18 protein-coding genes and 1 pseudogene are annotated in these 17665 nt (G+C 62.7%); 13 read left to right on the forward strand and 6 right to left on the reverse strand.

The annotated features are described in order from the left end of the window. Window positions 1-445, forward strand: a 445-nt coding sequence (locus NB311A_RS11905) for a DUF6101 family protein (protein ID WP_009798814.1), incomplete at its 5' end; no start/stop codon positions are given. 65 nt (window positions 446-510) lie between these two features. Here the strand turns inward: NB311A_RS11905 and ubiA are convergent. Continuing rightward, window positions 511-1434, reverse strand: a complete 924-nt coding sequence (ubiA, locus tag NB311A_RS11910; protein WP_009798815.1) for a 4-hydroxybenzoate octaprenyltransferase — start codon at window positions 1432-1434, stop codon at window positions 511-513. A gap of 10 nt (window positions 1435-1444) precedes the next feature. Beyond that, window positions 1445-2161 carry a hypothetical protein gene (locus tag NB311A_RS11915; RefSeq protein WP_009798816.1) on the reverse strand — a complete coding sequence of 239 codons (717 nt, stop codon included), beginning with the start codon at window positions 2159-2161 and terminating at the stop codon, window positions 1445-1447. Window positions 2162-2453: 292 nt separating this feature from the next. Here NB311A_RS11915 and NB311A_RS11920 point away from each other — a divergent pair, with 292 nt between their 5' ends. The 7 genes from NB311A_RS11920 to NB311A_RS11950 all read left to right on the forward strand — a co-directional run bounded on the left by NB311A_RS11920 (window position 2454) and on the right by NB311A_RS11950 (window position 10742). Then, window positions 2454-3203 (forward strand): 16S rRNA (uracil(1498)-N(3))-methyltransferase, encoded by a 750-nt coding sequence (locus NB311A_RS11920; protein WP_040675138.1) that lies wholly within the window; start codon window positions 2454-2456, stop codon window positions 3201-3203. A 186-nt stretch (window positions 3204-3389) separates the two neighbouring features. Next, complete coding sequence (locus NB311A_RS11925) at window positions 3390-5546, forward strand: TonB-dependent receptor (protein ID WP_009798818.1); 2157 nt, start codon at window positions 3390-3392, stop codon at window positions 5544-5546. Window positions 5547-5756: 210 nt separating this feature from the next. After that, window positions 5757-6932 (forward strand): ATP phosphoribosyltransferase regulatory subunit, encoded by a 1176-nt coding sequence (locus NB311A_RS11930; protein ID WP_040675140.1) that lies wholly within the window; start codon window positions 5757-5759, stop codon window positions 6930-6932. After that, window positions 6929-7906: an ATP phosphoribosyltransferase gene (gene hisG, locus NB311A_RS11935; protein WP_009798820.1), complete on the forward strand. Its 978-nt coding sequence runs from the start codon at window positions 6929-6931 to the stop codon at window positions 7904-7906. Before NB311A_RS11930 ends, hisG begins: the two co-directional genes overlap by 4 nt. Before the next feature lie 85 nt (window positions 7907-7991). After that, window positions 7992-9038, forward strand: coding sequence for a glycosyltransferase family 2 protein (locus NB311A_RS11940; protein WP_009798821.1), 1047 nt, complete (start codon window positions 7992-7994; stop codon window positions 9036-9038). Further along, window positions 9035-9880 carry a ChbG/HpnK family deacetylase gene (locus tag NB311A_RS11945; protein ID WP_009798822.1) on the forward strand — a complete coding sequence of 282 codons (846 nt, stop codon included), beginning with the start codon at window positions 9035-9037 and terminating at the stop codon, window positions 9878-9880. The genes NB311A_RS11940 and NB311A_RS11945 overlap by 4 nt, the downstream gene beginning before the upstream one ends. A 91-nt stretch (window positions 9881-9971) precedes the next feature. Further along, window positions 9972-10742 carry a DUF2076 domain-containing protein gene (locus NB311A_RS11950; protein ID WP_009798823.1) on the forward strand — a complete coding sequence of 257 codons (771 nt, stop codon included), beginning with the start codon at window positions 9972-9974 and terminating at the stop codon, window positions 10740-10742. A gap of 68 nt (window positions 10743-10810) precedes the next feature. Here NB311A_RS11950 and NB311A_RS11955 read toward each other — a convergent pair. Then, window positions 10811-11454 (reverse strand): annotated as a pseudogene (locus NB311A_RS11955) (L,D-transpeptidase). Here NB311A_RS11955 and NB311A_RS23200 point away from each other — a divergent pair. Both NB311A_RS23200 and NB311A_RS11960 read left to right on the forward strand, forming a co-directional pair. Further along, on the forward strand, window positions 11365-11694 hold the full coding sequence (locus NB311A_RS23200; protein WP_371256515.1) for a hypothetical protein: 330 nt from the start codon (window positions 11365-11367) through the stop codon (window positions 11692-11694). The pseudogene NB311A_RS11955 and the gene NB311A_RS23200 overlap by 90 nt on opposite strands. Window positions 11695-11874: 180 nt before the next feature. Further along, complete coding sequence (locus NB311A_RS11960; RefSeq protein ID WP_009798827.1) at window positions 11875-12654, forward strand: protein phosphatase CheZ; 780 nt, start codon at window positions 11875-11877, stop codon at window positions 12652-12654. 40 nt (window positions 12655-12694) lie between these two features. Here NB311A_RS11960 and NB311A_RS11965 read toward each other — a convergent pair whose 3' ends face one another. Continuing rightward, a complete protein-coding gene (locus NB311A_RS11965) occupies window positions 12695-13210 on the reverse strand; it encodes a hypothetical protein (protein ID WP_009798828.1) in 516 nt (171 codons plus the stop codon). A gap of 321 nt (window positions 13211-13531) precedes the next feature. Here NB311A_RS11965 and groES point away from each other — a divergent pair, with 321 nt between their 5' ends. Next, on the forward strand, window positions 13532-13828 hold the full coding sequence (gene groES / locus NB311A_RS11970; protein WP_009798829.1) for a co-chaperone GroES: 297 nt from the start codon (window positions 13532-13534) through the stop codon (window positions 13826-13828). Between the two features lie 155 nt (window positions 13829-13983). Here the strand turns inward: groES and NB311A_RS22010 are convergent, their stop codons facing one another. After that, the gene (locus tag NB311A_RS22010) at window positions 13984-14127 is read right to left on the reverse strand and encodes a hypothetical protein (protein ID WP_009798830.1); all 144 of its coding nucleotides are present in this window, start codon (window positions 14125-14127) and stop codon (window positions 13984-13986) included. A gap of 3 nt (window positions 14128-14130) precedes the next feature. On the opposite strand from NB311A_RS22010, the gene groL reads away from it, so the two are divergent. After that, window positions 14131-15774 carry a chaperonin GroEL gene (gene groL, locus NB311A_RS11975; protein ID WP_009798831.1) on the forward strand — a complete coding sequence of 548 codons (1644 nt, stop codon included), beginning with the start codon at window positions 14131-14133 and terminating at the stop codon, window positions 15772-15774. Window positions 15775-15972: 198 nt separating this feature from the next. After that, window positions 15973-17169 (forward strand): hypothetical protein, encoded by a 1197-nt coding sequence (locus tag NB311A_RS11980; RefSeq protein WP_009798832.1) that lies wholly within the window; start codon window positions 15973-15975, stop codon window positions 17167-17169. A gap of 59 nt (window positions 17170-17228) precedes the next feature. Here the strand turns inward: NB311A_RS11980 and NB311A_RS11985 are convergent, their stop codons facing one another. Further along, window positions 17229-17636, reverse strand: coding sequence for an META domain-containing protein (locus NB311A_RS11985; protein WP_009798833.1), 408 nt, complete (start codon window positions 17634-17636; stop codon window positions 17229-17231). Window positions 17637-17665: the final 29 nt, after the last annotated feature.

Raw genomic sequence — 17665 nt, forward strand, 5'->3', positions numbered from 1 at the left:
CCCCGTCAGTTTCGCCGCGAGCGACAGCCGCGCCGACGGCGGCATCCGGCAGATCGAGCTTCATCGCGAGCGCGTGACGCTGCACCGCGCGGTGCGCGGCATGAAGATGACGATCAACGTACGCGTCAGCGAATTCATCGGCGTCACCGTGCGCGACACCGCCGACGGCCGAGCGCTCGTGCTGCTTCACCGCGATCCGTCGCTTGCCATTCCCCTTCTTGTGACCGAAGACGCCGGTGAATGCGCCGTGGCGGGGCAAACCTGGAGCGAGATCCTGGCGCTTCCGCAGCTTGCCGACGGCACGCGTGATCCCGCGCCACGCCGGCGGCGCAGCAATACGATCAGCGGACGACGCTCGACTTTCCTGATGCGGCGGCGGAGCGGCGATTTGCTAAACCCCGCAGCGGTCTATCGAGGCGAGCGCGAGATCATCGCGCGAGACTGAGGCGTCAAGCGCCGAGAAGACATCCTCGGCTATTGGTTCATTGCGGTTGAAGAAGAAGCCGCCCGCTACAGCAACGCGCCAGCCAGCAATCCTGCGAACAACAACAGTCCTGCATCACGGTTGGATTTGAACAGCCGCAGGCAGAGACGGGGATCGCCAATCTCGATTCGGGCAATCTGCCAGGCCAGATGAGCGGCAAAGGCCGCAAGGCCGAGCCATGCCGGCCATTCCGCGCCAGCCAAATGCAAGGCAACGCCGATCAGGATGACCGCCAGCCCGTAAAATATCGCAAGCGCGGAACGCGTGCGCTCGCCAAACAGCAATGCGGTGGACTTGATGCCGATCAATGCGTCGTCGTCGGCATCCTGATGCGCATAGATCGTGTCGTAGCCGATCACCCATGCGATCGCCCCCGCATACAGCGCCAGCGCCGCCGCATCGATCCGGCCCAACACCACCGCGAATCCCATCAGCGCGCCCCATGAAAAGGCGAGGCCGAGTACGACCTGCGGCCAATAAGTGATGCGCTTCATGAAAGGATAGGCCGCGACAATAAGGAGCGAGGCGATTCCAGTCGCGATGGCAAATGGGTTGAACTGCAACAGCACGACCAGCCCCACCAGTGCCTGCACGACGAGAAACACGAGCGCCTGTGTCACGGTCACCTTTCCCGCCGGAATGGGCCGCGATCGCGTTCGCTCGACGCGCGCATCGAGATCGCGGTCAGTGATATCGTTCCAGGTGCAGCCGGCGCCGCGCATCGCAAACGCGCCGATGAAAAACAGCACGATCGTCAGGGGAAGCTGGCTCACGTCACGGGCGAGGTGTGAGGCCAGCGCAGCCGACCATAAACAGGGTATCAACAGCAGCCACGACCCGATCGGACGGTCCAGCCGCGACAGCCTGAGATAGGGTCGCGACCACAGTGGCGCGCGGCTATCGACCCAATTGCCGACCGAGTCCGCGACGCATGCGACCGCATCGCTCACGGAAATCTCGTCATCGTGTGAGAACGTTGCCGCTCAAGGTATCGAACGTGCTGCCGCCCTTCTTCGGCGTGGTTACCTCAGGCAATCCGCCGGATGCCGACCCCAGAGCCTCGCTGAGGCTCGGACCGGCCGGGCCGCGCATCTTCGCCTGCTTCGCCACCTCGCAAACCTTCTGCTGCATGGATTCCGTCGCCTTGTGGTTGGTGCGCATCTGCGCCCCGACATTATCGGGAATTCCGCATCTCCGGGAGTTCGTATCGATGAATTTGATCATCTTGGCTTCCGCCTGCGAATACTGCCCGATCAATTTGCAGGCTTCGTCGGGCGGCGCATGACGGGCGCTGGCGGTCTGGATCAACTTGCCGCGTTTCTCAGCCGCGTCACGCAGCGGCATGAATTCCTTCATGCAATCCTCCCCCCCGGGCGGACCTGCCTGCTGCCGCGCAGGCCCTCCGAGTCCGCCAAGCGGCGCCGCGCCACCCGACGGAAACGCAGCCGGCGCGCCCATCGTCGCGGAGGTCCCGTTGACGGGAGGAAACGGCGAATTCCGAGGCGCAGCGGTCATTTGCGCGGGCGCCCCGTTGACCGGCGGAAACGCCGGATCATTGACCGTTCCGGTCGCACCATTAGGCAACGGCGCCGGAAAGGGCGTCTGACCAAGCACAGCTGTGGTGCCGATGGCGAACACCGCAAGCGTCAGCGAAACGATCATGCGCAGAATGATCACAGCATCTCTCCGGCAGGGTCAAATGCCCCGGCACCCCTTCAGCAACAAACAGCCTTCCATGATGTCCGATTTGTACGATCGCAGATGATTCCTAACAACCCGACGAATTGGGCAAGAGCGCGACGCATGGCCGCGCTGAACCAGCGGCATCCCCCAATATCGCACATTTTTCATCGAATGGTGCCGCAACTCGCGATGTTCAGGCCTGACCGCTGCCTCGGGTTTGATGCGAACGAAAATCGCTACGCACTTTCCCTCGCCCTGCTAGAAAGTGCTCGCGCAGGATCAAATGATGCCCAATATCGATTTTCGCAGCCCCCGCCTCTATGTCGATGCACCGCTTGCGGCGGGCTGCAGAATCCCGCTCAACCGCAATCAGGGCAACTATCTGGGTAACGTCCTGCGCCTTGGGACCGGGACGAACGTTCTCGTCTTCAACGGACGCGACGGCGAATGGCGAGCAGCGATTTTCGGCCGCAAGCGGCTGGAAAACCTTGAAATCGTCGCCGCCACCAGGAAACAGGACCAACTCCCGGACGTGCGCTACGCGTTCGCGCCGCTCAAACATGCCCGACTCGACTACATGGTTCAGAAGGCTGTGGAGATGGGGGTCTGCGCGTTACAGCCCCTCCTGACCCGCTTCACGCAGGTCGGGCGCGTCAATGGCGAGCGGATGCGCGCCAATGTCATCGAGGCCGCCGAGCAATGCGGCATCCTCAGCCTGGCCGCGGTCGAGGAGCCGGCGTCCCTGGATCAGTGGCTGGGCCGGCGCGGGCCCGAACGCCTGCTGGTATTTTGCGACGAGGCCGCTTCGACGGCAAATCCGCTGCGGACGCTGGAACCTGCGCGCCGTGTCGCGCAAGGGATCGATGTTCTTGTGGGTCCTGAAGGCGGCTTCGCCGAGGACGAGCGCGTGAATCTGCTTAAACAGCCCAATGTCCTGCGATTGTCGCTCGGGCCTCGGATCCTGCGCGCCGACACCGCTGCGGTCGCCGTCCTCGCCCTTGTCCAGACCGTGCTGGGAGACTGGCGGCGGGAGTAAAGGTCGGTCGCGGCATCTATAACCTTTTGATTTAACAAATTTTATTTACGCGAACCGGTATCCGTCCGCAGGTCAGGGCGGGGACATGCTTCGTTCCAAAACGCTCCAAGTTCAGTTTTCTACTTGCGAATGAATTGCATCTGCATCTAAAGTGCTACTGCAAATTAATTGCAGGATAAAGTGGTAATGTCGCGTTTTATTTTGGCTGGTGTCGCGGGGATTGTGATGGGCCTGATCGGCTCGTCGAAGATGGAGGCGCGGGCGCAAGAACAACTGCCCGAAATCACCGTTCACGCGCCGAAGCCGAAGCACGCCAAACGGCGCGCCCGCGTAGCAGCCCGCCCCGCCACTCCTGCTCCGCTGCCTGTGCCGCCGCAGGTCCCCGCCCCTCCGGAAGAACCTCGCGCCGAGGTGCCGCTCGCCTCAGCAAGCCTGCTCACCGCGAAACAGGTGCTCGGGCGCGGCGCCGCCTCGCTCGGCGACACGCTCGGCACCACGCCCGGCGTCTCGGCAACGTCGTTCTCGCCGGTTGCGAGCCGCCCGGTCATCCGGGGCCTTGGTGGTTTCCGGGTGCGAACCCAGGAGAACGGCATCAGCTCCGGCGACATGGCCAATCTCGGGGAAGACCACGCCGTGACGATCGATCCGCTGGCGGCACAGAACGTCGAGGTCATCCGCGGTCCCGGCACGTTGCGTTTTGGCTCGCAGGCGACGGGCGGCGTAATCAGCGCCAGCAACAACCGCATCCCAACAATAATTCCAAGAAATGGCCTCGCGTTCGAGGCACGCGGCGGCCTCAACAGCGTCAGCAACGGCCGCGACGGAGCCGTACAGCTTGAGGCCGGCGGCAACAACGTCGCAATCCATGTCGACACTTACGCCCGGCAGGCCGGCGACTATCGCATCCCCGGCGGTATTCAGGCCAATTCCAGCTATCGCTCCGAGGGCCACGCAGCCGGCGGCTCCTACATTTTCGATCGCGGTTTCGTCGGCATGTCGTTCCAGGACACGGCGATGACCTATTTCATCCCCGGCATCGACTCCGCCAAGGTCAAGAATCACATCGACCTGCGTCAGAAGAAATGGGCGAGCCGCGGTGAGTGGCGCGTCGGCGAAGGCGGCATCGACACGGTGCGGTACTGGCTGGGCTACAGCGACTATCACCACAATGAGATCAACGGCGTCGGCGCGAACGCGCTGATTGGTTCACGTTTCAAGAACCGCGAGATGGAATCCCGCATCGAGGTCGCGCACCTGCCGTTCGCCACCACACTCGGAGAGTTGCGCGGCTCCGCCGGCATGCAATGGAGCCGGCGCAATTTATCGGTCGCCGGCGCGACCGATCCGCTCCTCGCACCGGCGCAGAACGCCAATCTCGCCGGTTTTTTGTTCGAGGAACTGCGGATCACACCCCTCCTGCGCGCACAAGGCGCGCTACGCATCGAACAGACCGAAACCAACGGCACCGGCGCGCAGTTCCCCGCGAGCTATCTGCCGCCGCCCAATCAGCCCACGGTATTTCCGGTCGACCGCCGTTTCATGCCGGTCAGCGCCAGCGCGGGGTTGTACTATGAGATGCCGCGCGACATCGTCGCGCGCGTCACCGTGCAGCATGTCGAGCGCGCGCCCGATCCCATCGAACTATTCTACAAGGGACCGCACGATACGCCGCGCACGTTCGAGATCGGCGATCCGACCATGACGCTGGAAAAGGCGAACACCGTCGAACTCGGCTTCAAGCGCGCGCGTGGCGATACCCGTTTCGAGCTGTCGATCTATCATACGCGCTATCAAAACTTCATCTTCAAGAACTTTACCGGCATCCGTTGTAGCGAGAGTTTCGCATCCTGCGGCGCGCCGGGCGCAAGCTACGACCAGATCATCTATTCGCAGCGCGACGCCCGCTTCACCGGCGGCGAAATCCAGATCGAACATGACGTGGCGCGGGTGTGGAACGGCATATACGGAGTCGAGGCGCAATACGACATCGTCCATGCCATCTTCACCGACGGCAGTTTCGTGCCGAAGATTCCACCCCAGCGGCTCGGCGGCGGGGTTTACTATCGCGATCCGAACTGGACGGCGCGCATCAACCTGCTGCACGCTTTCGCCCAAACCAACCTCGGCGCGTTCGAAACGCCGACGCCGGGCTTCAATCTGTTCAACGCCGAAATCAGCCATACGACCACGGTGCCGAACGGCGACTGGCCCGTGACGCTCACCGTCGGCCTAAAGGGCGAGAACCTGCTCGACGACGACATCCGCTTCCACCAGTCCTACAAGAAGGACGAGGTGTTGCAGCCGGGCCGCAACCTGCGCCTGTTCGCATCGATGAAATTCTGACGCAAGGCGTCGTCCGTCGCCGTCAACCTTCCCGGCAAATAGCCGGCGGAGCGAGGTCGAAACTCGTCGCCCGCCGTGCTATGGGCTGCCGCAATGATGTTGACCGGCGGCGCGGCGCTTTCGCCACGCAATCGATATGCATTGAATTTCCATACGTCAGGCAGGGGCGCGATACCCTGCGGGGCGGCCGTGCGAGCTTGGACGATGCTGATGACAGACACAAAAGCCCTCAGGGCGACCGAAACCGCTGCATGGGCGGATGGACTGCTGTCGTCGTTCATGCAGGCCGGCTATATCAAGGCGGAACCCGCGATCCTCCAACCGGCCGAGCCGTTTTTGGACCTGTCGGGCGAGGATATCCGCAAGAGCCTTTACCTTACCTCGGACCCGGGAAGCGAGGAACTTTGCCTCCGCCCCGACCTCACCATCCCGGTCGCGCGCGACTATCTCGCGTCCGGCAAAGCCGGCAAGCCGGCTGGCTTCTGCTATCTCGGGCCGGTGTTCCGCTATCGCGGCGGCCGTTCGAGCGAATTCCCGCAGGCCGGCATTGAATCGTTCGGCCGCCAGGATCGCGCGGCCGCGGACGCCGAAATGCTCGCGCTCGGTCTGGAAGCGGTCGCAGCTTTCGGTATCGCCGACGTCGACATCCGGACCGGCGACGTGGCGCTGTTCACCGCGTTAATCGACTCGCTCGACCTTTATCCGGTATGGCGGCGGCGGCTGATGAAGGATTTCAATCGCAAGGTCAGTCTTGCGCAAGATATAGAACAACTGACACTGGCGTCCGGACCGGGGCATAACGAATACGAAGGCGTTCTGGCGGCTCTCGCGGGCTCCGATCGCAAGGCGGCCCTGGCGCTGGTGACCGACATGATGTCGATCGCGGGCGCAACCATTGTCGGCGGCCGCTCTCTGGATGAGATCGCCGACCGCTTCCTCGAACAGTCCACCCTGAAGAGCGGCGCGCTGCCTCATGATGCGCTGACCATCATCAAACGGTTTCTCGCGATATCAGGTGATCCCGATGACGCGCTCGGCCAGTTGCGCGCCCTCGCCTCCGATGCCGGACTCGATATCCACCATGCGATCGATCAAGTCGAAAGCCGCACTGGCTTCATGGCCGCGCGCGGCGTGGAAACCGACAAAATCAGCTTCGCGACCTCCTTCGGCCGCGGCGTCGACTACTACACCGGCTTTGAATTCGAACTGCAACGCAAGGACCAAAGCGACGAGCCGCTGGTTGCGGGCGGTCGCTACGACGACCTGATGACACGACTTGGCGCAGCCGCACCGATTCCGGCGGTCGGCTTCTCCGTCTGGATCGAGGCGTTGACGCGGTCCGCAGACGCGCCTTCCGCAAGCCGGATCGGCGGGAGCGCGCAATGACCACGCCACTCGTTCTGGCCGTGCCTTCGAAGGGCCGCTTGCAGGAAAATGCCGAAGCGTTTTTCGCCCGCGCCGGACTGACGCTGGCGAAGCCGCGCGGCGTACGTGACTATCGCGGCACAATCGCCGAACTCGATAACGTCGAGATCGCCTATCTCTCTGCGAGTGAGATCGCCTCACAACTCGCACGCGGCCTGGTGCATCTCGGCGTTACCGGCGAAGATCTGATCCGCGAAAGCATCATTGATGCCGATAAGCGCGTGGCGCTGATCAACAGCCTCGGATTCGGCAGCGCCAATGTGGTTGTCGCCGTACCGCAGTCCTGGATCGATGTGCGCACCATGGCCGACCTCGACGACGTGACGACCGGATTTCGCGCCCAGCACAACCGAAGGATGCGGGTCGCAACCAAATATATCAACCTGACCCGCGCCTTCTTCGCTTCGCATGGCGTCGTCGATTACCGCATCGTCGAGAGCTCGGGCGCCACCGAAGGCGCGCCCGCGGTCGGCACCGCCGAACTGATCGTCGATATTACGACGACCGGTGCAACGCTCACCGCCAACGGCCTCAAGGTGCTGGATGACGGCGTGATCCTGCGCAGTCAGGCCAACCTGGTCGCGTCTCGGGAGGCGGACTGGTCCAATGGCGCGCGCGAAACCACGCGGATCATTCTCGACCACATCGCCGCCCGCGCGCGCGCGCGCCAATACCGCGAGGTGCGGACCCGCTTCACCGGCTGCGATGCGATGCTGCTCAAGGAAGCGCATGATCGCTTCGGCGTGGTCTCGCCGTTCGGAGGACCGACCTCCTCCGGCATGGTTACCCTCCACTGCCCGCCGGACCGGCTTTACGCACTCGCCGGTTTTTTGAGACAACACGGGGCTGAAACGGTATCGATTGCCTCGCTTGATTATGTGTTCGATCGCGAGAATCCGCTTTTCGCAAAGCTTGAAGCGTTTCTGCGGACGTAGAATCGTGCATTCCGCCCGTTGAAGCGCATGCTGGCACTCACTACCATACAAACGGGAATGAATTTGACCCCGTCGGAACCGACCGATGACGCCAGCTACCAGCCTTCCAGGTCTGCCTGCAGATAAGGCCGCCGCGGCCGCGCAAGGTCTGTCGATTGTCGTTCCCGTTTACAATGAAGCCGCCGGGCTCCAGCAATTACACGAGCGCCTCAGCGCGCTTGCGTTAAAGCTAAGGCAGCGCTTCGACCTCCCCTGTGAAGTCGTTTATGTCGATGACGGCAGCACCGACGACACGCTCAACCTCGCCCGCGCGCTTCCCGCCGCCGCGCTGGACGTGCAGGTGGTCTCGCTGTCGCGCAACTTCGGCAAGGAAGCCGCCTTGATGGCGGGCCTGGATTACGCGCAGCGTGGCGCGCTGCTGTTCATGGACGGCGACGGCCAGCACTCACCCGATCTCGTGGAGCGGCTGGTGAATCACTGGATCAACGACGGCTACGACGTCATCTACACGGCAAAGGCGCACCGAACGAACGAATCGCTGCTACGCCGGATCGGCGTGCACAGCTTTTACGCGATCATCAACTGGGGCGCGCGCCAGCGCATTCCCGAAGACGCCGGCGATTTTCGCCTGTTGTCGCCACGCGCCACTGCCGCCCTGCGCCGGATGCCGGAGCGAAACCGCTTCTTCAAAGGCCTCGCGAGCTGGATCGGCTTCCGCCAGTTTCGCGTCGACTACGAGCCCGACGTTCGCGCCCACGGCATGACCACCTTCAATGCCGCGCGGCTGCTCGGGCTGTCGATCGAGGGGCTGACATCATTTTCGGTGGCGCCGCTGCGGCTGGCCAGCCTGCTCGGTCTGCTGCTGGCGGTCGCAGCCTTCCTGTTCGGATTGTCTATCCTCTGGGAAACCTGGGTCGACGGCGAGTCGGTTCCCGGCTATCCGTCCTTGTTTGTCGGCATGATGACAATCGGCGGCGTGCAGCTTCTGATGATCGGCATCGTCGGCGAATACATCGGCAAAATTCTCTCAGAACTCAAGGCACGACCGATCTACGTCGTCGCCGAGCAAAGCATGAAGCAAGCCGAATCCCAACCGGCCGGCGGCGGCCTGCACCGGACCGTCGACGAATGAGCGGTGATGAACCGCAACGCCGGATTCGGCTGTGCGCGGACGATTACGGAATCAGTCCGGGCGTCAACCGCGCGATCCGCGATCTCATCGAAAGGGAACGTATCAACGCGACGTCGGTGATGGTGGTCGGCCCGGCAGCCGGCCGCGATGAAATCGAAGCGCTGAAAGCGGCGGGCGAGCGCCATCCGCATTGCGCAATCGGCCTGCACCTCACCCTGACCGCGCCGTTTCATCCGCTCACCCTGCATTACCAGCCGCTGGACGGCGGGCTGTTTCCACCGCTTTCGAAGATGCTGCGCGCCAGCCTGTCGCGCCGGCTTGAGCCCGAGATGATTCTCGACGAGGTGACGGCGCAGATCGCGGCGTTTGTGCAACGATTTGGCCGCACACCAGAGTATGTCGACGGCCATCAGCATGTGCAGATTTTCCCACAGGTGCGCGGCGCCTTCCTGACCGCCGTCAAGACTGCCGCGCCGGATGCATGGGTGCGCCAGTGTGGCCGCAGCCGGCACCCGCTGTCGCAACGATTCGCCACCCCGAAGGCGGTGCTGCTGGATATTCTGAGTGCGGGATTTCGCCGCCGCGCCGCGCGTGCGGGCATCCGCTTCAATCCGTCGTTCGCCGGCGCCTATGACTTCGCGCAGCCTGACTTCGCCGCGCTGATGCAGGGATTTCTGAACGGTTCGCCGGATGGCGGTCTGATCATGTGCCACCCCGGCTTCGTCGATGACATCTTGCTCGCGCTCGATCCCCTCACCGACCAGCGCGAGCGGGAATACGCATTTCTGGCCGGGGATGGCTTCGGCGACATGCTGGCGGCCAACCGGGTGACATTGAGCTGATCCGCCCACCACCCGAAAATATTATCCGGCGGCACTACTTGCGACACAAAAGTACAACTACATCCCGAGAGCCATCTTTTGGGAGAGCGCCATGACGCCGGAAGAACGACAGTTGGTTGACGACCTCTTCACCCGCCTCGCCGGCGTCGAGAACACGCCGCACGATCCCGCCGCCGCCGCCGCGATCGCCGAGGGTCTGCGGCGCGCGCCCAACGCACTTTACACGCTGGTGCAAACGGTTTTGGTGCAAGACGAAGCTCTAAGACGCGCCCATGATCGCATCCAGCAGCTCGAGGCCGGCGGAGCCGACGGTCAGGCTGCCTCGGCGGGCGGATTCCTCGGCCAGATGCGCGACACTATATTCGGCACGCCCGCGCCGCGCGGTTCGGTTCCGAACGTCCCTCCGGCGCCTTCCGGCCGTCCAGTCTGGAATACAGGCGAGGCGTTGCAGCAGACCGGACAAGCCGGACGCTCCGATCGGGGACCTGGTAGCTCGCCCTACGGCACGTTGCCCCCGCAAGCAGGCGGAGGCTCGTTTCTCGGAACGGCGGCAGCAGCAGCCGTGGGAGCCGTAGGCGGCGGTCTGCTTCTGAGCAGTATCCGCTCCATGATGGGCGGCGGCGAAGCGCATGCCAGCAGCTTCGGTGATTCCGGCAGCCTCGGCAGCTCACCAAAGCCGGGCGGCGCCGGCGATCAATCAGCTAGTAATCTGGCGCGCGAGGCCGGTGTGAACGACATCGGATCGCAACAGCATGACGACCCGTCGCATGGGGGCTCATTCGATCAGGATGAGGACGACATCGATTCCGACGATTTCGATGATTTCGCCGACTTCGACGACGATGATGATAACTACGCCTGACGCGCCGGGTCCTCAGCCACACAACGGCCGCCCATAGGCGGCCGTTGCCGTCGGGAATCGATCCAGCGTCAGATCACCACCACCCTGACGCCGACGCGAACCCGATCATAGAGATCGATGACGTCCTGGTTGCGCATCCGGATGCAGCCGGACGATACGTTGGTGCCGATTGTCCACGGCTCGTTGGAACCATGGATGCGGTAGAGTGATGAACCGAGATACATCGCCCGAGCGCCGAGCGGGTTCTGGGGCCCGCCCTCCATGTGACGCGGCAGATCGGGGCGGCGCTTCAGCATTTGCGCCGGCGGTGTCCAGTCCGGCCATTCCCTCTTCGCCGTTATCGTCTTGACGCCGGACCACAAAAAGCCGGGCTTGCCGACGCCGACTCCGTAGCGAAGCGCCCTGCCATTGCCTTGCACGAGGTAGAGGAACTTGCGCGACGTATCGATGATGATGGTGCCGGCGGGTTCCTTGCCGCGATATTCGACGAGCTGCCGCTCGAATTCGGATCGAACGCGGGATGCGCGGCCTCGCTCGCGTCCTGCTCCGGCATGATCTGCTGCGGTTGCGGCGCGTAGAGCGGGCGCGAATCATAGCGTTGCTGCGGATAATGCGATCCCTGTTGCTGGACATCTCCAAACAACAACTCGACGAAACCGCCGCCCATGTTGGGCCGCTCGGCATATGCAAGGCGCTGCCCGGAATGCTGCAACGCGGATTGGTCGGCATAAACGACGGTCGGCTCGGTGAAGAACCTGGCCTGGGGGTCTCGTGCGACAGCCTGCTGCATCGTGAGGCCGGCAAGCGACACGCCCGCCAGGAGCGCGAAGGATATGTGTCTGAACATCGACGTACTCTGCACTGTTTCGCCGTGATTGATCGCCGGAAGCCGCGTCAATGGCGCACCCTTCCCGCACAGCGAATAAGAATCAAAACCGCGTCGGTTTGGTAAACGGAACCGTGGTTTGATTCACCACGCCGTCGATATGGCGGGGTTCTTTCCCGTAGCGTTTATTTTCCGTGAATGGGCATCGCTGTGCGCCGCAGATTTGTGGCGAATAGTTCCCGCATGAACCGGTCGTTAAAACACGCCGGTGTAAGAACCAATCGAGTTCAAAAGCCGGGGAATCTGATGGCTGTTCAACGCAAGCGCTTCCGCGTCGAGGAAATCCTGAGCGGCGGCACGCCGGTCATCACAGCCGTCGACGACGCGCCAATGCCGGTGCATCGCGAAATCATGGCGGAGTTGCGGGCGATCCGTCAACAGATGGGAGCTCCACGTCTCGACGGCACCGCCGAGGCGGACGCAGCCGATGACGGGACCGTCAGCCGCGAGATCACCGACGCGCAAATGCTGCTTCAGACCTACCGCGCGCAAATCGAACAATGCGAAAAGCTCAAGACCGAACTCGATCTGATTTACGACGCCATCAACCGCACCAAGCAGGAGATCGCTGTTCTGCATGGCAAGAGTTTCAGCGGCGACGAGATTGCGAAGGTTACCGACGAGCTTGGCGCCGTGGTGGGAGGCACCGAGCAGGCGACGCAACAGATTCTGGAGGCCGCCGAGGCGATCGATCAGTCGGCCGGGGCCCTGTCCAAGGCGGCATCGCCGGAGCAGGCGAGATTGCTGAGCGAGGAAATCCAGGAACGCGTGATCTCGATTTTCGAAGCGTGTAATTTCCAGGATCTTACCGGCCAGCGCATTGCCAAGGTGATGGGCACGATGAAGTTCATCGAGCATCATATCAATGTCATGATGGATATCTGGGGCGGCGTTGACGCCATCCGTGCCCATGCGCCGCCGATCATCGATGATCGCGTCGGAGATGCAAGGTTACTGAACGGTCCGAAGCTGGAAGGCGACGAGGGACACGCTTCCCAGGACGATATCGACGCGCTGTTCGGTTAGATCCTGCCGAGCCAGCCTGGACCACACTCTGACCGGCTGCTCAGCGCTTCGGCGCGCAGCGAACATAAACCATATTGCCGTAGCGGGTCGCAGCATCCGGGTCGATGAAGCGCGTAACCAACACGCGGCCGTCGAAGGAGATAATCTCGCGATCTTTCGGACCGGCAGGGGGGCCTTCCGGCCCGATGTAGTTCTTGCCGCTCTGGCTTCCCTTGAGCCGCAACTCCTGGGGCGTCGCCTCGTCGGCAAGATGCATGATGACGCCGCCATTGCCGCCCGCACTGATCACGTATGGATTCCGGCATTGCGACTTTGCCGCCGACTCGGTCCGCGCCCGGTCGTTCGGATTCTGATAAGAGGCAAGACCCCACCGTCCGACCAGTTCCTCGGCGCGGACCGTAGCCGGAATCTCGGGCTCGACGGGCGGCTGGGGCGGCGGCGCCGGCTGCGTAGACAGTCCGATCGAGCCGATCGACCCGCATCCGCCGAGAAACACCGCCAGGGCCGCGGCCGCCCCAAGGTTCAAAGCCGCGCGTCCGCCGTCTGATTTGACCATTATAAGTACCCCGACCGAATTTCCGACCGCTGTGCCCCAGGCAGCCAGACCCAAGAAGCAGCCAGACCTGAGAAAATGAGATCGCAGCCCCCGTGCTCGCCAACGCGGAGAAGCTACGACATTGATTGCGTCTATCCTACACGCCTCACTAACGGCTTAAGAGGCTTGCTTGACAGCATGACTGCCAAGCCATATTCCCGCCAACGGATAGCACTCTCGGAATATGATTGCCAAAAGATACGAATCGCCCGGCGTCGCGAATCACAGCGCATGTATCCATCAATGGCAATTCAGAGTCCTGCGAACCCCCGGAGGAGCATTATGGCTAAGACCAAATTTCGTCCGCTGCATGACCGTGTTGTGGTCAAACGGATTGATGCCGAAGAAAAGACCAAGGGCGGCATCATCATTCCCGACACGGCAAAGGAAAAGCCCTCGCAGGGCGAAGTCGTGGCCGTCGGCCCTGGCGGGCGCGACGAAACCGGCAAGCTGACCCCTATCGACGTCAAAGTCGGCGACAAAGTGCTGTTCGGCAAGTGGTCGGGTACCGAAATCAAGCTCGACGGCCAGGAACTCCTGATCATGAAGGAGTCGGATATCATGGGCGTCGTCGGCTAGAGCCTTCCGCTTCTGATTGAATCAGAAGCGGGACTCTATGATCTGACCTGACGCGTTTTCTTCACGCGAACCGGTATCCATCCTCGGGTCAAGCCGAGGACATGCTTCGCTCGAAAACGCTCTAGCCCCCCGCAATCGACGTTCCGATTGATGCGTCATGCCCGGACCTGATCCGGGTATCCATCCTGCAAAACGATGGATTGCCCGGCATAAGCGAGCGAAGCGATGCCGTTCTTCGAACCGCCAAGCCCGGCAATGACGTTCAGGGAGAGCGGCAGACAACAAAACAGGAGTAACATTCAATGGCCGCCAAAGACGTGAAATTTTCCGGCGACGCGCGCCGACGCATGCTGCGCGGAGTCGATATCCTCGCCGACGCGGTGAAGGTCACGCTTGGCCCGAAAGGCCGCAACGTCGTGATCGAAAAGAGCTTCGGCGCGCCCCGCATTACCAAGGACGGCGTCACCGTTGCCAAGGAGATCGAACTCGAGGACAAGTTCGAGAACATGGGCGCCCAGATGGTGCGCGAGGTCGCCTCCAAGACCAACGATCTCGCTGGCGACGGCACCACCACCGCCACGGTGCTGGCGCAGGCCATCGTCTGCGAGGGCGCGAAGGCGGTCGCCGCCGGCATGAATCCCATGGACCTCAAGCGCGGCATCGACATCGCCGTCGCCGCGGTGGTGAAGGACATCGGCAAGCGCGCGAAGGCGGTCGCCTCCTCGGCCGAAGTCGCTCAGGTCGGCACTATCTCCTCCAACGGCGACGCCTCGATCGGCAAGATGATCGCGCAGGCGATGCAGAAGGTCGGCAATGACGGCGTCATCACCGTCGAGGAGAACAAGTCGCTCGAAACCGGCGTCGATATCGTGGAAGGTATGAGGTTCGACCGCGGCTATCTCAGCCCTTACTTCGTCACCAATGCGGAGAAAATGACAGCCGAGCTCGACGACGTCTACATCCTGCTGCACGAGAAAAAGCTGACCGGCCTCCAGACTTTGCTGCCGGTGCTTGAAGCGGTTGTGAAATCCGGCAAGCCGCTGCTGATCGTCGCGGAAGATGTCGAAGGCGAAGCGCTGGCCGCGCTGGTGGTCAACCGGCTTCGCGGCGGCCTGAAAGTGGCCGCGGTGAAGGCGCCCGGCTTCGGCGATCGCCGCAAGGCCATGCTGGAGGACATCAGTATCCTGACCAACGGCCAGCTCATCTCCGACGAACTCGGCATGAAGCTCGAGAACGTCACCCTGAACATGCTCGGCCGCGCCAAGAAAGTGCTGATCGACAAGGAGAACACCACCATCGTCAACGGCGCCGGCAAGAAAAAGGATATCGAGGCGCGCGTCGGACAGATCAAAGCGCAGATCGAGGAGACCACCTCCGACTATGACCGCGAGAAGCTGCAGGAACGCCTGGCCAAGCTCGCCGGCGGCGTCGCGGTCATCCGTGTCGGAGGCGCGACCGAGATCGAGGTCAAGGAAAAGAAGGATCGCGTCGAGGATGCGCTCAACGCCACGCGGGCCGCGGTCGAGGAAGGCATCGTGCCCGGCGGCGGCACGGCGCTGCTGCGGGCCAGGAAGGCCGTCGGCCGCATCAACAACGACAATTCGGACGTGCAGGCCGGCATCAACATCGTGCTCAAGGCGCTGGAAGCCCCGATCCGCCAGATCGCGGAAAACGCCGGCGTCGAGGGCTCCATCGTGGTGGGCAAGGTTCTCGAAAACAAGGCCGAGACCTTCGGCTTCGACGCCCAGAAGGAAGAGTATGTCGACATGGTCGCCAAGGGCATCATCGACCCGGCCAAGGTCGTACGCACCGCCTTGCAGGACGCCTCGTCGATCGCAGGCCTGCTCGTGACCACCGAAGCCATGGTCGCCGAGCTGCCGAAGGAAGAGCCTCCGCCCATGCCGGCCGGCGGCGGCATGGGCGGAATGGGCGGAATGGGCTTCTGAGCCGCTTCAACGACACGACTTCGTCGGAAGGCCGCCTCCGGGCGGCCTTCTTTTTTCGCGAAAGCGGGTTTTGGAGCATTTTCCGGCGAAGTGGATGCCGGTTCGCCGCACGAAAATGCGACCAGACAAAATTTCTAGAGCATGCTCCGATTCAACTTGCTCTAGGGTAAGGACCGATTCGACAAGCGGAGATTCTCCATGCGCGCGCTGCGGCTGTGCCTGATCAGTGTAATGATCGTTTTGCCGGGAACTCTGCAAGCGCAGGACCGGCCGCTTCCCAGGGCCACGCCTGGCGCGGAGGTGAGATACTTCACCTCCATCGACGGACTGATGGAAGGCAATGCGGATGTCATCCTCAAGGAGACGCGCCAGGGCAAGACCGTCACGGGCGCCGTTCTCGACGTGTGTTACCCTGCGGAAAAGGGCTCCAGCCGCAAGGATCGATTCGTCGCCAACCTCGCGGTGAACGGTTCAACCCTGACCGGCAAGACGCAAAGCATCGGCGACAAGCTGCCGGTCACGGTGAAGCTCACACGCAAGCCCACAGGCGATACCTTCGAGTTTGGGGGCACGATCAGCGTCGGCCAGAAAGTTACCGACGTGACCTCGACAGACAATTCCGACCTCAGCGAGGCCGAGTTCAACGATGCCCGGACGACCGACGACGGCATCGTCGCATCGCCGAAGGATTTCACCGAGGTGTCTCCCGAAGCCATCGCCGTGAAAGTGAAGATCGACGCCGCGATCGATCTGCTCAAAGAGTTAAAGGGACAAAATGTCGAGGTGCTGCTGAACAGCCTCGGGGTGAACTGCGAGGCGCTGCGGGCGGGAGCCCAGGTCATTGACATCAACGTCGATCCGGAGCGTGCGCCCTCCCTTGTCGCCCGGTTGAAGGCAATGCCCGGCGTGGTCGCGGCGGGCTGGAGCGCCGGGATGTTCGACATGGAGCGCACCATCCGGTTTCCGGCCGCGCAATGGCGCGACAAGGGCAAGCTCAATCGTGACAAGCTCGCGACCACGATCTCCGGCGCGCTGGAAAAAGCCCTGGATGCAAAACCGATGTCAGCAAAATGGAATGACGACACCGGCAAACTGACGCTGACCTTCAAACGCCCCAGCAAGCTGGTTCCGGCGCTCGGGTTGACCGAGACTATCAAAGTGACGGCATTACCAGGCCCGGACAGGCCCGATGAATCCGACCACATCATGCTCTGGGTCGGCGTTCCCTCGATCAGCACTGCGGACGAAACTGACGGGCCGAGGCTCGGCCTCGCCGACGATCTGTCAGCCGGCGACGGCGAGAGTGTCGAAACCGATGACAGCGGCGCGGTGGATGCATTGGCGAAACAATTCAAAGCCCAGCGCTGGGACCTCGATAAATCGGCCTGGAAATAGCCGCATCCGGTTCTCCCGCGATGGGGTTGATCCGCGCACGTATGGCCTACCCCACGCTCTCAATTCGTATTCAAATGAAAGCGCACCGTGGTCGGTCCGATGAACGAGATCTCGTCGCCCTGTCGCTCCCAGGTGACGGCAGCGGAGAGCGCCGCGACCAGATCGTCATCGGCTTTGGCTTTGTCCGGCGGACAGGAGCGGTCCTCCAGCGGACCGGCCGCGAAGATGACGGTCTCACCGGCAACCGAGAACTGGCCCTTCCCGCCCTTGCACCACAATTCGAACTTGGCCCCGCCGCTGTCGCCGATCTCCAGCGATGGCACTCGCTTTGACCCAGGCTGCGGCGATGCATCCAGCGTCATCTCGAGACCAAACGGAAATCCATCCTGCGCCGACGCTGGCCACGCGTTGACGGCTCCCAGTGCGATCGCGACCACACCCGACAGAAACGCGAACCTTGCAGCCATCCGCCCTCATTGAACGATCAACGAGCCTT

The sequence above is a fragment of the Nitrobacter sp. Nb-311A genome (assembly GCF_000152905.1).
Classification (GTDB): domain Bacteria; phylum Pseudomonadota; class Alphaproteobacteria; order Rhizobiales; family Xanthobacteraceae; genus Nitrobacter.

What these genes read in the sequence shown, in the direction of transcription:
- NB311A_RS11920 (WP_040675138.1), top strand. Translation starts at nt 2,454, where the DNA reads ATGCCCAATATCGATTTTCGCAGCCCCCGCCTCTATGTCGATGCACCG.
- NB311A_RS11925 (WP_009798818.1), top strand. Translation starts at nt 3,390, where the DNA reads ATGTCGCGTTTTATTTTGGCTGGTGTCGCGGGGATTGTGATGGGCCTG.
- NB311A_RS11930 (WP_040675140.1), top strand. Translation starts at nt 5,757, where the DNA reads ATGACAGACACAAAAGCCCTCAGGGCGACCGAAACCGCTGCATGGGCG.
- hisG (WP_009798820.1), top strand. Translation starts at nt 6,929, where the DNA reads ATGACCACGCCACTCGTTCTGGCCGTGCCTTCGAAGGGCCGCTTGCAG.
- NB311A_RS11940 (WP_009798821.1), top strand. Translation starts at nt 7,992, where the DNA reads ATGACGCCAGCTACCAGCCTTCCAGGTCTGCCTGCAGATAAGGCCGCC.
- NB311A_RS11945 (WP_009798822.1), top strand. Translation starts at nt 9,035, where the DNA reads ATGAGCGGTGATGAACCGCAACGCCGGATTCGGCTGTGCGCGGACGAT.
- NB311A_RS11950 (WP_009798823.1), top strand. Translation starts at nt 9,972, where the DNA reads ATGACGCCGGAAGAACGACAGTTGGTTGACGACCTCTTCACCCGCCTC.
- NB311A_RS11960 (WP_009798827.1), top strand. Translation starts at nt 11,875, where the DNA reads ATGGCTGTTCAACGCAAGCGCTTCCGCGTCGAGGAAATCCTGAGCGGC.
- NB311A_RS11965 (WP_009798828.1), bottom strand. Translation starts at nt 13,210, where the DNA reads ATGGTCAAATCAGACGGCGGACGCGCGGCTTTGAACCTTGGGGCGGCC.
- groES (WP_009798829.1), top strand. Translation starts at nt 13,532, where the DNA reads ATGGCTAAGACCAAATTTCGTCCGCTGCATGACCGTGTTGTGGTCAAA.
- NB311A_RS22010 (WP_009798830.1), bottom strand. Translation starts at nt 14,127, where the DNA reads ATGTTACTCCTGTTTTGTTGTCTGCCGCTCTCCCTGAACGTCATTGCC.
- groL (WP_009798831.1), top strand. Translation starts at nt 14,131, where the DNA reads ATGGCCGCCAAAGACGTGAAATTTTCCGGCGACGCGCGCCGACGCATG.
- NB311A_RS11980 (WP_009798832.1), top strand. Translation starts at nt 15,973, where the DNA reads ATGCGCGCGCTGCGGCTGTGCCTGATCAGTGTAATGATCGTTTTGCCG.
- NB311A_RS11985 (WP_009798833.1), bottom strand. Translation starts at nt 17,636, where the DNA reads ATGGCTGCAAGGTTCGCGTTTCTGTCGGGTGTGGTCGCGATCGCACTG.